The sequence below is a fragment of the Peribacillus sp. NPDC096379 genome (assembly GCF_044762875.1).
Lineage (GTDB): Bacteria > Bacillota > Bacilli > Bacillales > DSM-1321 > Peribacillus.
The window spans coordinates 1,345,239-1,360,261 of record NZ_JBIWFD010000001.1 but is presented as its reverse complement, the minus strand read 5'-3'; the positions used below and the strand labels follow the sequence as shown (position 1 = coordinate 1,360,261).

Sequence of the window (15,023 nt, the reverse complement as noted above, 5' to 3'; positions counted from 1 at the left end):
CTCAAACCGAAAATAATGTGGTCAAGACAAATAGTACTCCGTTATTTGCGGTACTGCTTATCTTTATCTGATTAACATCAATCTTTACGAGGTGGGCGTTTCCCCCAATATTGATAATAATCGGTTCGTATAAAGCCATTAAACAGCTTGCGTTTTTTCGTTGCTTGTTTTCCGTAGTACGTTTCGAATTCCGGATGGGAAGTAATCATATAAATAGACCATGTATCAAGCTTGTAAAACGCTTGACCCATCCCTCTGTAAATTTCTTCAACCTGTTCTTTTTCACCCAAACGTTCTCCATATGGAGGGTTTCCGACAATCACTCCATATTCCTTGCGCGTTGTTAGATCACTTACTTGCATTTGCTTAAAAGAAATTATATCACCAAAGCCAGCTTCAAAGCTATTAGCCTGGGCGATTTCAATCATACGGTGATCAATATCATATCCTTCTATATCAAGTGGTTGATCGTATTTCGCAAGATCCTCCGCTTCCACTCTTGCTGCATCCCACACTTTTTTATCAAACCAATTCCAGCTTTCTGAAACAAAGTCCCGATTGAAGCCTGGAGCGATATTTTGACCGATTAAAGCTGCTTCGATCGGAATGGTTCCAGAACCACAAAACGGGTCAATAAACGGCTTGTCAGGATACCAATTAGTCAGCATCACGAGCGCCGCAGCAAGTGTTTCCTTCAATGGCGCTTCACCTTGGTCTGTCCGGTATCCTCGTCGATGCAGTCCAGGACCGCTCGTATCCATACTTAGTGTAACGATATCTTTCAGGATCGATACTTCAATTTTAAACAGTGCACCATTTTCCTCAAACCATGTTGTTTTTTTATAATGCTTTTTCATTCGATCAACAATTGCTTTTTTTACAATTGCTTGACAATCTGACACACTAAACAAAGTGGATTTAACAGATTTTCCGCTTACAGGAAATTCTGCATCTTCGGGGAGATAATCTTCCCAGTTCAACGCTTTTGTTTTTTCAAATAATTGATCAAAAGTGGTCGCCTTAAATTCGCCAATTTTAATTTTGATTCGATCTGCACTTCGGAGCCATAAGTTCGATCTTGCAATCGCAGACGCATCACCTTTGTACATAATTTTTCCATTCTCAACTTCACACTCATAACCGAGGGAGCGGACTTCCTTTGCTACAACAGCCTCAAGCCCCATTGCCGAAGTGGCAATAATATCAAATTGTTTCATCTTTACACCAGCTTTCCTATTAACAACTCAAGATCCAACTTTCTGATGAATTTTTCAATCCACCTAGAAGAATTGACCTTGAGATATAATATCTTTGAATTATCGTACATTTTTCTTATTTTACACATTCATCAATCCTATTACATTAAGGCTATGATTATCATAAGAATGTGTTTACAGCAGAGGTATCATCGCGATACATATGTAAATGACAGATGAATCTTTGGTCCCTTCTCAACGTGTCAATCGGAAGCGACTTAAAGAGATTAACGACGAATACCCCTTTTCCAAAGTCATCAATAGTTAGTTTAATGCCTACTTGTTTCAATGTCACTAATTTACGAATAGTTTCTTTCCATTTTGATATCCTTAAGCAGTGTTCCCCTATTAGTTCCACCAAACGGAGATCATTCGATTCCTACACTTGTCGTTGTGGAAATATCTTGATTGTAAAAAAAGAGCCCCTTACCACTTTTATCAATTCACTAGCAAAGTATACAGTATCTCGTGGATGTTTGATATTAGAACATACAAAAACGAATTTCATTTCCATGAGTTACAAGTCATTCAGTTTAGATTGTAACAATTAAACATGAATTGAATAACTTTCAAAAAAGCGTAGCCTAGACAAAACAAAACTCTCCTCATTAAATAAGGAGAGTTTTGTTTTGTATGATAACGTCCTGTAAGCCATGTTTTGTACCGTAGTACTGCAAGCGATTATTCATCTCGTACTTAGGTGGTAATCATCTATCTACAGAGACAACAGCCTCTGTCCTTCTCCTCGTTCATTTCCAAGGAAGAAAGCGCCCCTACCATTAATTTGGGTTTCTCGCTCGTGGGGTTTACCGCGTTCCACCCTTTTCATTTCTGAAAAGGCTACGTCACTGTGGCACTTTTATAGGTATTCATGCCATATCCTAAAAAGGACTTAGGCATTTTCCCGGCCGTCAGCAGGATACACCTGCTGCCGTGGCTTATTTTTTCGCCAGGCACGAACACTACAAACATCTCAGTCTGTGCGAGCATGGACTTTCCTCTACAGTTTTAAAAACTGCAGCAATTACCCGAACGTCATTACACAAGAATTTATTATACATGAATCTTTTCTAGATAGCAAGTAGAAATATTACTCTTGTTGGGTAATGATACAAAATGGGGATGTTATATTGATTTTCCAACCTTACTCAAGCTCCAAATCTTAAAAAACTGATTTTCACAAAATAGAGTCAACAATCAAAGTTAACAGCATTTTAATCAATCATATAGTTTGCTGCCGAATACATGCTTTTCCAAGTTCGATAATCTTTTAAGAATATCGAAGTTCGTTGTTCCCGGCATAGGCCCAGTGTTTGTTTGACTCTGGCGCTTAACTTGTTCTTCAGATTGTTTTCGCAGTTTTAGATTTTCTTGTTTTAAATCTTCAATTTCCTGATAGAATGCTTCATAATCCTTAATGACAACATCTAAGAACTGATCCACATCTTCAGGTTTATATCCGCGCATTGCCGTTTTGAAATCTTTTTCCAAAATCTCTTTTCCAGTCAATTTTATCTTATCAGATAGCATAAGACTCACCTCTACACTTTCTCCATACATCGACTTTTCATTTATTTTTTCAAAAAAAACTTAATTTGTCAATGAAACTTTAATCAGCGGGGGCACTGCCCGTTAATGCGGGATAAAAAAGCTACAGGCATTAATCAGACCACTGCTCTTCCGTAGCTGCTTGTTCGAGATCATCAAATGTGATGGGGAAGATCGAATAATCATAGTCTAGCCTATACTTCTTCGCTTCAGCCATTGCAAACTTAGGCGATCCCTCTTTTTCTTCATCATAAATTATCATCATACCATCACTTTTGCGAACCATAAAGACATTTTTCATTTTTAATTGACTTGGACCTTCATATGGACTTTTATAAATGGATTCGACCAGATCAGCTTTCGCTAAAATCGATTGATAAAATTCACGATTTTCTTCGTTCCATGACTCTTCTTGGTTTAAGTATGGCGTAATCACCGCAAGCTTTACAGCATATTCCTGCTGACATTCAAAAACGACTTCTGCTGCCCAAAGCTCTGTTCCAAGCTGTCCAGAAATAATGACCCATTCCAATCCTTCTTCAATGAATGATGTTAATCGCTGCTTTAGTACTTTCTTTATATATTTTATACCTGGATGATCTTTTTTGAAAATACCATATTCATAGGCCTTATAGCCTGTTATGTATAGAACTTTCATTTTATTCTCCCCATTATTGATACTATTATTTAGTATACCATCTTTCTTGTTCTCAGCACTCATCTTCCTTATTATATTAAAAAGAAACAAGGGCAAGTATAGGCCCTTGTTCTTATTTGTTAAAAACCGAATGGTCTTGGTCTTGGTCCACAACATGGATTACATGGCGGAAATGGTGGCGGTCCACTACAAATTGATTGCTGATTATAGCATTCATTGACTACTGAATTGGTATGAGGAAAATAATGTTGATGCTGAAATACATGTTTGTTAACCGTTGTATTATGAGACGGGTGGATATGAGGTACAATCGTCTTCATTACATTGGTATTGACCGTGTTTGTTGTTGGTGATACTTGAGCTGGCGCAACATTTGTCGGCATTACTGGACCTCCTCCATATCCAGGAGCTGGATAACCCGGTCCCATCTGGGCACCACCAACATAAGGATAAGGTGCTGGAGTTGGTGCTGGGCCAACTGCAGCACCCATAACTGCTGGAGAATATGCAGGACCTGTATGTGCGCCCATTACTTTGTGACCACATCCGTGTTTTGCACCTACCACTGTTTTATGATAGTCGAATTGCTTATTAGAATATTCCATCATTTTTTTATGTCCCCTTTCATCAAAGTATCGCTTTCAATTACAGACTATGATAAAAAGGGGTTTCATGTACTAGTCAAAAACCTAATTTATAATAAAAAGGTATAGAACGTATCTCCAAAAGTAGAAAATAAAAATGCAGTTAAACATAAGACAACGAAAAACAAAAATAAAATTGCTTTGTACATTACCCGTACGACCTCATTTATTATATTTTAGGACTTATCATCCGCATTCAATATTACATGTTTTAACAGGTTGCCACAATTATTTCTTATCATATAAAATCAGGAAATTTTTATCACTTTCCTCTTTAAAGGATATTCGAATCAACCTGTAATTTCCTCTGCAGTCGTAACAGACGCTTCGTCAACTCATTGACGATCAAAGAATCTTTATCTTTAGATAAACCTGTAAGTGTATCCATCGCATCTTCTGTATATTTTTTTGCTTGTTCATAATCCTTAAATTGGTGTTCTAGCAATTTCGCACATTCAATACCGGCTTCAACTTTCAACATGCCATTCCCTTTCTCAAAAACCTCTTTCCATATCAAATACGCTTCATTAAAATTTTTATTTTTCTTTTTTGCAAAGCCGAGTGCCTGTTTGGCAAGTAGTATTTCATCCTCAGAACCTCCTTTGACCACAAGTTCAAATGCTGTATTTGCCTCCTCTTTTTTCCCAAGATACTGGAGCCAACGCGCGATCTCGAGTGACTCATCCCCATATCCATCAACTTGGAGAATTTGCCGTGAAAGATGAATATACAGAGTGATTAAAGAAAGGACATCCCATTCATTATGCTTTAGAACACCAAATAATATTTCTGGATCTTGGCGTTCGACATAATCAAAATAAATCATCGGTGCTAAATAGCCTGGGATATCATTTTCTCTCTTAAACTTTAGAATTTCAGTTTCGACAATCGATAGTTTCACTCTTTCTAATTTGCGTTTCCAAAGTCTTCTTGAGGCGTGATATAAGTCAAAATGTCCGAATTCTGGTAAGTTCGGTACATGTTGTTGGATGAGCCTATGTCTTGTTTTCAATTGAGGCCAATCAAATGATTTGCCATTATACGTAACAAGCGTTTCATAATTCACCTTTTCTAAGAAACTCTGGTACAGCGGGATCTCAGCGCCAGGCTGGGGCAAAATATGTTGCCGAACTACAACTTCATCTTTTTCAAAGCTTGCATACCCCAAGATGAAAATGGTATTCCCAACTCCACCACCAAGGCCCGTTGTTTCTGTATCAAAGAAAAACAAATCCTCTATTCCGATTCCTGAAGCAGTTAACGGATGACTCAATCCACTTTTCTTCCACAGATCCATGACTGTGTGTAAGTCTGCAATCGAATAGTGACCATGTTTCATCTCAATGGGATATCGAACCTCTCTTATCCAACAATAAGAGCCATCAAACTTATATGGTAACGTATCGAATTGCCGCCATTTTTCAGCAAACGGCAGCTCTAGATGACCATTACTTTTTTCATGAAGCTGCTTTTTAGTGACTTCAACTGAACTTGCTTTTTTCTCGGAAACCTGTAAATCCATATGTGTCTTCATGCGATTTAATTTATTTTTTAATGACAATTAGAAGCACCTCTATTTACAACATTTAAATGCGTATTCAAAAATAAGGATAAAAAGAGCCGAGAAGTTCTGCGAGCGCATCTCAAGGACCTTTCGCGTATGCACTAACGTTTGGGACCAGACTTGCACAGGACATGCGCGATCTTAACAGAAGGTCAAAAATACGCGATAACACAATTCGCAAACTTTTTTATCGGACTTTTTGAACAACCTCTTTAACGGAATATTTTCAACACATTCACAGCATCTCTTTTAGCAGAGGATGATGCCGTGTCTGTTCCGATGCATGATGGGCAGCCATTTTCACAAAGGCAACGTTCAATCATCTCTTGTGTTTCTTTAAGGATCGTCTCGGCATTTTGATAGACCTTGTCACTTAAACCGACACCACCAGGGTATTTATCATAGATAAAAATGGTCGGTTTTTCATTATGGGCTGCTTTTACTTGTGGATATACGTGAATATCATTCGGGTCGCACATGACAAATAGCGGGACCATAAAATTTAATGCGTGTGATGCACCAATCAGGCCTTGTTCCATTCGATTTTCATCCCAGTCAAATGCATCATGATGGATCGATAACATGGCACCATTTGTATGCAGTTCAGATTCTGGTAGCGTAATCGGCCCTGAGCCAATGTTTTCATGCGTTTCAAATTTAATCTTTTTGAAAATGGTTGCCATCGCTCTGACTGATACATCACCATAAGTCGCTTCTGTTTGTGCAAATGACTTTTCCTTATCAATTTCTAATACTGAAAGCTGTACAGCAAGATTGGCATCTGTATAATAATCAACATTCACTTCACGTACATATGCCTTCTTTTCCTCCCAATCAAGTTTTTCCACCTGATATTGAGTACCCTGGTGTAAATAAATCGCTTCATCATGAAGCAATGTCATAGCACTAAACGTATCCATTTCACCGATGACTTGATGATTAGGAGATTCTGTTTGATCAATGATGACAACATTTTCCTGTGAAGCAGATCGTAGACTAATATTGTGGGCTGGAAAAGCATCATTCATCCAATACCATTTGTCGCCGTTTTGATGAAGCACTCTCTCTTCCGTTAAAAATTCCAACACATCCAAAACGTCATTCTTACCAAATAAATCTCCTTTTTTAAATGGAAGTTCATACGCGGCACATTTCAAATGATCAACAAGAATGACGAGATTATCAGGATTAATACGTGCCGTTTCGGGGTTTCTCGTGAAAAAGTACTCAGGATGTTGAACGATATACTGATCAAGGGCGTTTGAGCTTGCAACCATGATGATCAGTGCTTCACCGTGTCGTCTTCCTGCCCTCCCCGCTTGTTGCCAGGCACTTGCAATCGAACCAGGATAACCGTTCATAATACACACTTGTAATTGTCCAATATCCACCCCAAGTTCTAATGCATTTGTACTGACAACTCCGTAAATGGATCCGTCTCGCAGTCCTCTTTCTATCTCTCGTCGCTGCTTTGGTAGATAGCCACCGCGATATCCACGAATCGATTTTGGTCCTAGCTGTTTCGCCACTAGCTCTTGCAAATAGGTTAATAAAATCTCTACTCGGACACGGCTTTTTGCAAACACGATTGTTTGTATTTTATTCGAAAGGAACTCAAGAGCAAGCGTTCTCGCTTCAAGTACCACACTTCTTCTAATATTTAATGGTTTATTGACAACTGGAGGATTATAAAAAACAAAATGTTTTCTTCCGCTCGGAGCCCCATTATTATCGACGAGCTTCATTTCTTTTCCCGTCAATTCCTCGGCAAGTTCAAGTGGGTTGGCAATGGTCGCCGACGTACAAATAAACAAAGGATCACTGCCATAAAATGCACAAATTCGCTTTAGTCTTCGAATCACATTCGCCATATGACTACCAAAAACACCGCGATATATATGCAATTCATCGATGATGACATATTTCAAATTTTCAAACAGAGATACCCACTTTGTATGGTGCGGCAATATCCCAGAATGTAGCATATCAGGATTCGTAATAACAATATGCCCTGCTTGCCGGATTTTTTGACGGATGTTTGAAGGTGTATCCCCATCATACGTATAGCTATTAATTGCAGCATCCATTTCGTTAATCATTTCATGGAGTTCACTCTTTTGATCATAACTAAGTGCCTTCGTTGGAAAAATATAAAGCGCACGCGTTTTTTCATTTTCAAGAATGGATTGCAAAACAGGCAGATTGTAACAAAGTGTTTTACCAGAAGCGGTAGGAGTGATAGCGACTAAGCTTCCCCCTTCAACCGCTACATCAAAAGCTGTTGCTTGGTGTGTATACAGACTTTGAATTCCTCGTTTTACTAATGCAGCTTGCAGCAATTCATGCATACGAGCTGGAAATGGTGCTGATTTTGCTAATTTCGCCTCAATCGTATGCCAGTGGGCAATATTATGCTTATATTCTTCACTGCTTTTTAATTCAGCCATGATTTCTTGTAAATTTTTTCTCAGTTTCATAAAGACCACCCCATCCTTCTATATTACCGAATAAACGTTCTATACAAAAGGAAAATCTCATTCCCTTTAAATGGAATAAGATTTCAAACGGCGACTTAATTAGGTAAAATTGAGAATATTGGAGGATAATGTCACCAGATATTCAAACATTCCCATATGATCGCTATCCTTAAGTAACACTTCCTTTGTATAGGCAGTTGAAAGCTTGCTTTCTTCATGTTCATCCCGCATTTCTTCCCTTTTCAGCTTTCATTAATCCATAATATACAAAGTTCTGTCACATAATTAGGCCGAGATACATAGGCTAATACACCACAGATTCTTTGCATAAAAAATAATTATTATGAACCTAATTGACCTTAATTTTTTGCTCACCAAGTGGACGATAGGCCACGATAATTCACTTTCAATTGTTACTTTTTCACCTTTTCAAGAAAAACGATTCCTTATTCCATGAATGAATTTGAAAGGAGTATGAACCATGACTGACTCTGAAAAAAGGAAAAAAACATTTCCTCATGAAGGTGTTCACGATTTCTTCAATAAAATGGACCGACTTTTTGGTGATAAACCAGCAAAGGGAATGCTCCAATCGATGAATGAATTTTTCGGCTCTGTTTCTTCTGGGAGCTTTCCGGTAGATGTGGAAGAAACAGAAAATGATTATTTCGTCAGCGCTTCCTTGCCAGGAATCCGTAGAAACGATATTGATATAGAAATCCTACCTCAGACTATCACGATTCGAATTCTCAAAAACAAACAGCAATCCGTTGAAAAAAAAGATTTTCTTTCAACACGAAACAGACAGTCAACCTCCCTTACAAGGACAATTAGCTTGTCCAAACCTATCGATGAACAAAGAGTGACCGCTCACCATCGAGATGGAATCCTACGTCTGACCATACCGAAAATTAGAGGAAAATCAATTAAAGTCGATGACTAACTTATTTTGTTTTTTTCTGTGGTAAAGGGGCGGGGCTTCGCAAAATCAGCTCCGCACCACCGCCTTCATAAGGTGATACAAATTAAGAACCTGAACCTTCTCCATTGTTGGTTTTATATCAGACGCTCATGGACGTTTTTTATAACATTAAAAGGGCCGGATTTTACCAGTAAAGTCGATAATCGGTAGAATCTGACCCTTATTAATTATGCTTTAAAAATACCGCCGACCCCTTTAATCATCGACGAAACTTGATTTACCGTATTCATCATCTGTCCTGCTGTATTCACCATTTTATTTAAATCCATTGATCCATCTTGTGTTTTAAATTGGTTGAGCATCGATTGAACGCCTGTCGGTTGCTGCTTTTGCATAAATTGCTGTTTAGGGTAAGGATTGGAACCTGCCTGAGCATTATTCATTTGCCCATTCTTTGTTTTGGTTTTAGATAATGGGTTTTCAAATGGATTAATTCCCTGTACCGGCTGTTGGTAGAACTGCATCGGATGCTGTCCATAAAACCCCGATACCGGTTCGCTTGGCTGGGGATGTTGCATAAAAGGATGATAGGCACCCACTTGATATGGTTGCTGACCATGCTGAGACATATGTCCAGTCGCGTGCTGCCCTGGTACCTGCACGTATTGAGGATGAGGCTGGTAGGAAGGTTGCTGCATATGATACCCATTCACATACCCGCTCATCTCATTAAAGTAGGCTCCATTATTTCTGTGATCCCATTCATAGGACCCCCACGTGTTCATGTATACTCCCCCCATTAAGTCATTAGCTGATCTATTATATGTGTCGGAAGTGTTTTTGGTGAGAAGCCAATCAATCCGTTACAATTTATGTTGAATCTCTGTTAAAACATTTTGCAGAATAAAACGTACTGATTGAATATGACTTTTAAATCGTTTATAGCTTGTTTTTGGAAAGAAGGCTTGTACAACTACATCAGCAAGATTGTTTGCTGTTTGCTCAATTTGTTGTGGGAACAAGTGGGTAAAGTCTTCCGCTTTCATCCATTCTCTCATGCCAGGTGTCCATAATTTTAAGACAGCGTCCACTTCATCAACAAATGGTTTCACCTCTTGATAAAAATCCCTTTCCTTTCCTTCTTCCCTAACTGCTTCATATATTTCATCCGATTTTTCAGTGAACTGTAATAATTGAATGGTAAGTTTTTCTACATGTTTTTTATCCAGCATATAATCCCCCATTTTTATGTATAAGTGTGTATTCAAAAAGAAACAAGTATTTCGTGGAATAATCGACTCTATGATCTGCACCCGCACAGGTAATCCATAATAAATAAAGAGATAGTTCTTTCTTTAAAAAATCAACCATTATTCCCCTTAATTTTTTGAACATCCTCTATAACCAAATTATAAAACATTTTCGCAAAAAAAGAACCCGTACAGCTTAGCTGCCGGATTTGTTACTTTCATTCGTAATTTAAAACCCTAGCCTCGGATTCATCGAAAGAATCTCCTTCCGATTCTTATCCATATCACGTAGAACTGTATGTTCATTTTGCATCAACAACCATTTAGCTTCTGCTTCGTTTACTTTCATACTTGCGGAATCGATCATGTGATGCTCGTTAGTCCATAACTTGTTGCGTTCCGTGGCAAAGGAAACAGATAACGTTGTTTCTAAAGTTTCTAAATGCTCATTGATTTCTTCCATTAACCCAAGAATTTCTTCTACATCCACATGTTTGATTCCCATTAAAATCCCTCCCTAATCTCTTTATAAAAGTATTCTTTATTTTTATCAAAAGCCCTTCACGTCTGACAAAACTAGAAGTAAATCGTCAAAAAAAGTGAAATACAGGGGGATTTTTTTAAGCTTTCGACAAATCTTATGAATGAGTGGACAATTTGAGATAAAACTAGTAGTGGGAGGTGTTAAATCATGACGACAAATCAGAGTAAAGAACAACAAAAAAAGAAAAATGAAAAGAACTTGAGCACGAAAGCAGCAATCGGAAACCCGAAATTAACCGGTCCTGATCGTCCCGCTACCTAAGCAAGCCCAATAAGTTTGTAAAAGCGGCTGTCCTAAACTGGTCTGCCCCTAACACGACTTTCCGGTTTATACTGGTATATACACTCATTTTGAACTGTATATAGTGTTGGTAGGAGCTGACCCTTTAGTTTGGGACACCCGCTCATTTACATACTAGGCCAACATCACCACTTAATCTTTCAACCACTTTTTGATTGCTCCTTGTCTACTCCTAAAAACGACTTCAAATTAATTACATTGATTCCAAATGAGACTTCTTATATCCATTCTTAATTCTATTTTATTGTATATGAAAGCATAAATCAGTGAACCATTCCCTCTTTCATTACCCAATTACACCTAAATGTGATAAAATATATAGTTAGATTGAAAAGAAAAAGATCATTTTATTCACTACTTCACATTTTTTTTTGCTATTATATGATAAGTGAAAAACAAGGGGGAATTCATGTGGCTTTTCATTACCCCAATGGGCGTAAATACGTCTCTAAAAGCTCGGAAGCCGTTCAACGTTCCATCAAAAAAAGCAGCTTTGGCAATCGAGGAAAAACGTTGGAGGATGATTTAAACGATACGAACGAATATTATGTAGCAAATGGGATCGCTGTCGTCCATAAGAAGCCTACCCCTATTCAAATTGTCGATGTTCATTATCCGAAACGGAGTGCAGCCGTGATAAAAGAAGCTTATTTCAAACAAGCATCTACTACGGATTATAATGGAGTGTACAAGGGTAAGCATTTAGATTTTGAAGCAAAGGAAACACAAAATCCAACTTCGTTCCCACTTAAGAATTTTCACGAACACCAAATCCAGCATATGAAAAGCATCGACCAGCAAGGTGGAGTCGCTTTCGTCATTATCCGATTTTCTACAACTGATGAAATTTACTTAATGGAATTAGGGCATTTAACAAAATTCTGGAACCGTATGAATGAAGGCGGAAGAAAATCAATTACAAAAACAGAGGTGGAATCTTGTTCAAAACGAATTCCACTTGGCTTTCATCCAAGGATTGACTATATTAAAGTAGTAGATTCCATCTTGGGGTAATTTCCCGATGATTCATTACGAAAGGCAGGTAAGCTGTAGTGGCTGAAAAATATAATACAAGAGAGGAACGCCGCAAGCAGGCAAACTCTAATAAAACAGGCAAGAGTAAGAAAAAGCCAAAAGGAATATTTAAAAAGATTTTTCTCGTTCTAGTAACGCTCGGGATTATTGGAGTCGTTGCGGGTGGGGCAACATTTGCCTATTTCATTAGCGATGCACCCAAAATCGACGAATCTCTTTTAAAAGACCCCCTTTCCTCAAAGTTTTTTGATAAAGAGGGTAATTTACTTACCGAAGAAGGCGTTGAAAAGCGGGAATATGTAGCTTATGCGGATATTCCTGAAGTTATTAAAAATGCCGTTTTGGCTACGGAAGATGTTCGATTCTTTAAGCATGGTGGAGTCGACATTCTGCGCCTAGGTAGTGCCGTAATCGGCAATGTAACGAATGGCTTTGGTTCACAAGGTGCCAGTACACTAACTCAACAAGTCGTCAAGCGGACATTTTTAACCGATGAAAAGACAATAAAACGAAAAGTTCAAGAAGCATGGCTGGCCATTAAACTGGAACAAAGATACACGAAAGAAGAAATTTTTGAAATGTATGTGAACAAAATTTGGTATGCCAACCATGCATTTGGCATCGCAACTGCTGCAGATACGTATTACGGAAAAGATCTTAAAGACCTTACACTCGAAGAAGTAGCCATGCTTGTCGGGTTACCGCAAAGTCCGAGCAGATATAATCCTTTTAAATATCCTGAACGCGCAGAAGAAAGACGAAATATTGTGCTTCACTTAATGAATCGTCACGGATTTATTACGGAAGCAGAAATGAAAAATGCACAAAGCATACCCGTAACCAAAACGTTACAAGCACAGGATACGAGTAAAGTTGATACAACATCATATGATGCTTTTATTGACCAAGTGATTGAAGAAGTCCAAAGTATGGGAGATTATAATCCATATACAGATGGACTGGAAATCTATACAACCATTGATAAAGATGCACAAAAATATGTTTATGACATGCTAAATACCGAGGATATCATTCAATATCCGAGCAAATCATTGCAAGCCGGAATTTCCTTAATTGATACGAAAACCGGTGAAATAAGGGCAATCGGTGGTGGGAGAAATATTCAAGGTAAACGTGTGTTTAACTATGCAACGGAAGCAAAACGTTCACCAGGTTCTACAATTAAGCCGATCATGGATTATGCTCCCGCAATTGACAAATTAAATTGGTCTACTTATGAGCAACTAACCGATGAACCATATCAATATTCGAATGGCACACCGATTAAAAATGCAGGTGGGCATTATCGCGGTGATGTGAGTATGCGTGAGGCTCTAGAACGATCCCTTAATATCCCGGCACTGAAGGCTCTTCAAGAGGTTGGTGTTGAAGAAGGATATGCCTTTGCGCAAGAATTAGGCATTCCTATCCCTAAAAATAATTATGAGTCTGGCGCAATCGGAGGCACTCAATCCGTATCGTCGATGCAAATCGCTGGCGCCTATAGTGCTTTCGGAAACGGCGGGATCTATAATCAGCCTCATACTGTCACAAAAATAGTTTTACGTGATAAGACAGAAATCGAAAACAAATTCACATCAAAAGCTGTTATGAAAGAATCAACTGCTTTTATGATTTCTGACATGTTAAAAGGAGTCATAGATGAAAGCTACGGAACTGGACAATTAGCGAAAGTCTCTGGTTTGCCAATGGCTGGTAAAACTGGGTCATCCAATTTTGATGCAGCTGACAAAAAGAGATTTAACATTCCATCAGCAGGAGTTCCAGACAGTTGGATGACAGCTTATACGACCAATTATACGGTCGCTGCTTGGATTGGATATGATAAAAAAAGCGAATACCTTGGAAAAGAATCGCAAAGGATTCCAAAAAAGATGGTTAAAGAATTAATGACATATGTTCATAAAGATGATAAACCCGAAGACTTTAAACAGCCGAAAAATGTTGTAAAGCGTGGCATTCTTAAAGGATCGAACCCTGCAGTAAAAGCAAGTGATTATACACCTAAAGATCAAGTTACTTATGAATATTTCATAAGAGGACATGAACCAACAAAAGTAACTAAGCAATATGATAAGACATCTGCACCTGTTGGAGTAAATGCAAGTTATGATGAAGCAAGCAATTCCATTAATCTTCAATGGAACTACCCTCAAACAGATAGTAGTAAAACACCAGAATTTGAGGTTAAAGTGTCGATTGATGGAGGCGCCTCTCAAGTACTCGCACGTTCGAGTACAATGGGATTAACAATCCAACAGCCTAACCCTGGTTCAACTTATACATTCACTGTCACAGCGATCGTTAACGGTCAGAAAAGTGCATCAGCTTCAGCCAGTGTTAAAGTCACTGCAATTCAGGAAGAACCGATCGAGCCTGAACCTGACTTAAATAACCCTGAAGAGACAGATGACACTGGACAGAATGATCAAGGGCAAGATAATTCGAATGACGACAATAACAATAACGGTAATAACAACGGAAACACTAATAATCCAGGCAATGGAAACAATAATGGTAATACTACTAATCCAGGCAATGGAAACAATGATGGTAATACTACTAATCCAGGTAATGGTAATAATAATAGCAACGGTAATGGTAATAATAATAGCAACGGTAATGGTAATGGTAATAGCAACGGTAATGGTAATGGTAATGGTAATAGCAACGGAAATGGTAATGGTAATGGTTCTGAAAATAGCACTGGCGGAACTGGCGGAACTACTGAACCACCACAACCACCTATTGATGCTGAAAACACGGTACCACCTGCCGCAGGAGACAACCCTTAATGTCTCCAA

13 protein-coding genes and 1 other RNA gene are annotated in these 15,023 nt (G+C 38.4%); 3 read left to right on the top strand and 11 right to left on the bottom strand.

Annotated elements, in window-relative coordinates:
- Positions 1-77: 77 nt before the first annotated feature.
- From ACIQZI_RS06430 to ACIQZI_RS06395, 8 genes are all read right to left on the bottom strand, one after another.
- Positions 78-1,217: a THUMP domain-containing class I SAM-dependent RNA methyltransferase gene (locus ACIQZI_RS06430; RefSeq protein ID WP_403070682.1), complete on the bottom strand. Its 1,140-nt coding sequence runs from the start codon at positions 1,215-1,217 to the stop codon at positions 78-80.
- 160 nt (positions 1,218-1,377) lie between these two features.
- Positions 1,378-1,614: an EAL domain-containing protein gene (locus tag ACIQZI_RS06425; protein ID WP_403070679.1), complete on the bottom strand. Its 237-nt coding sequence runs from the start codon at positions 1,612-1,614 to the stop codon at positions 1,378-1,380.
- 284 nt (positions 1,615-1,898) lie between these two features.
- Positions 1,899-2,292, bottom strand: an RNA gene (rnpB, locus tag ACIQZI_RS06420) — RNase P RNA component class B.
- 182 nt (positions 2,293-2,474) lie between these two features.
- Positions 2,475-2,786 (bottom strand): cell division regulator GpsB, encoded by a 312-nt coding sequence (gene gpsB, locus ACIQZI_RS06415; protein ID WP_062178733.1) that lies wholly within the window; start codon positions 2,784-2,786, stop codon positions 2,475-2,477.
- Between the two features lie 130 nt (positions 2,787-2,916).
- Positions 2,917-3,462, bottom strand: coding sequence for an SLOG family protein (locus tag ACIQZI_RS06410; protein WP_062178731.1), 546 nt, complete (start codon positions 3,460-3,462; stop codon positions 2,917-2,919).
- A gap of 119 nt (positions 3,463-3,581) precedes the next feature.
- Positions 3,582-4,070 carry a CotD family spore coat protein gene (locus ACIQZI_RS06405; RefSeq protein WP_403070674.1) on the bottom strand — a complete coding sequence of 163 codons (489 nt, stop codon included), beginning with the start codon at positions 4,068-4,070 and terminating at the stop codon, positions 3,582-3,584.
- 310 nt (positions 4,071-4,380) lie between these two features.
- A complete protein-coding gene (locus ACIQZI_RS06400) occupies positions 4,381-5,667 on the bottom strand; it encodes a ribonuclease H-like domain-containing protein (protein WP_403070671.1) in 1,287 nt (428 codons plus the stop codon).
- A 215-nt stretch (positions 5,668-5,882) separates the two neighbouring features.
- Positions 5,883-8,147: a DEAD/DEAH box helicase gene (locus tag ACIQZI_RS06395; protein ID WP_062178727.1), complete on the bottom strand. Its 2,265-nt coding sequence runs from the start codon at positions 8,145-8,147 to the stop codon at positions 5,883-5,885.
- Positions 8,148-8,628: 481 nt separating this feature from the next.
- Here ACIQZI_RS06395 and ACIQZI_RS06390 point away from each other — a divergent pair, with 481 nt between their 5' ends.
- Positions 8,629-9,090: an Hsp20/alpha crystallin family protein gene (locus tag ACIQZI_RS06390; protein WP_062178725.1), complete on the top strand. Its 462-nt coding sequence runs from the start codon at positions 8,629-8,631 to the stop codon at positions 9,088-9,090.
- Positions 9,091-9,296: 206 nt separating this feature from the next.
- On the opposite strand, the gene ACIQZI_RS06385 is transcribed toward ACIQZI_RS06390, so the two are convergent.
- The 3 genes from ACIQZI_RS06385 to ACIQZI_RS06375 form a co-directional block, all read right to left on the bottom strand.
- On the bottom strand, positions 9,297-9,854 hold the full coding sequence (locus ACIQZI_RS06385) for a YppG family protein (protein ID WP_403070667.1): 558 nt from the start codon (positions 9,852-9,854) through the stop codon (positions 9,297-9,299).
- Positions 9,855-9,932: 78 nt separating this feature from the next.
- A complete protein-coding gene (locus ACIQZI_RS06380) occupies positions 9,933-10,301 on the bottom strand; it encodes a YppE family protein (RefSeq protein ID WP_403070664.1) in 369 nt (122 codons plus the stop codon).
- A 247-nt stretch (positions 10,302-10,548) separates the two neighbouring features.
- Positions 10,549-10,824 carry a hypothetical protein gene (locus tag ACIQZI_RS06375; RefSeq protein ID WP_062178711.1) on the bottom strand — a complete coding sequence of 92 codons (276 nt, stop codon included), beginning with the start codon at positions 10,822-10,824 and terminating at the stop codon, positions 10,549-10,551.
- Between the two features lie 750 nt (positions 10,825-11,574).
- Between ACIQZI_RS06375 and recU the strand changes: the two genes are divergently transcribed.
- Both recU and ACIQZI_RS06365 read left to right on the top strand, forming a co-directional pair.
- On the top strand, positions 11,575-12,177 hold the full coding sequence (recU, locus tag ACIQZI_RS06370) for a Holliday junction resolvase RecU (protein WP_062178708.1): 603 nt from the start codon (positions 11,575-11,577) through the stop codon (positions 12,175-12,177).
- A 38-nt stretch (positions 12,178-12,215) separates the two neighbouring features.
- Positions 12,216-15,014 (top strand): PBP1A family penicillin-binding protein, encoded by a 2,799-nt coding sequence (locus ACIQZI_RS06365; RefSeq protein WP_403070660.1) that lies wholly within the window; start codon positions 12,216-12,218, stop codon positions 15,012-15,014.
- Positions 15,015-15,023 lie beyond the last annotated feature (9 nt).

Excerpts from the sequence above, each read along its gene's own strand:
- gpsB (WP_062178733.1), bottom strand. The coding sequence starts at position 2,786 with ATGCTATCTGATAAGATAAAATTGACTGGAAAAGAGATTTTGGAAAAA.
- ACIQZI_RS06380 (WP_403070664.1), bottom strand. The coding sequence starts at position 10,301 with ATGCTGGATAAAAAACATGTAGAAAAACTTACCATTCAATTATTACAG.
- ACIQZI_RS06385 (WP_403070667.1), bottom strand. The coding sequence starts at position 9,854 with ATGAACACGTGGGGGTCCTATGAATGGGATCACAGAAATAATGGAGCC.
- ACIQZI_RS06390 (WP_062178725.1), top strand. The coding sequence starts at position 8,629 with ATGACTGACTCTGAAAAAAGGAAAAAAACATTTCCTCATGAAGGTGTT.
- ACIQZI_RS06395 (WP_062178727.1), bottom strand. The coding sequence starts at position 8,147 with ATGAAACTGAGAAAAAATTTACAAGAAATCATGGCTGAATTAAAAAGC.
- ACIQZI_RS06430 (WP_403070682.1), bottom strand. The coding sequence starts at position 1,217 with ATGAAACAATTTGATATTATTGCCACTTCGGCAATGGGGCTTGAGGCT.
- ACIQZI_RS06375 (WP_062178711.1), bottom strand. The coding sequence starts at position 10,824 with ATGGGAATCAAACATGTGGATGTAGAAGAAATTCTTGGGTTAATGGAA.
- ACIQZI_RS06405 (WP_403070674.1), bottom strand. The coding sequence starts at position 4,070 with ATGATGGAATATTCTAATAAGCAATTCGACTATCATAAAACAGTGGTA.
- ACIQZI_RS06410 (WP_062178731.1), bottom strand. The coding sequence starts at position 3,462 with ATGAAAGTTCTATACATAACAGGCTATAAGGCCTATGAATATGGTATT.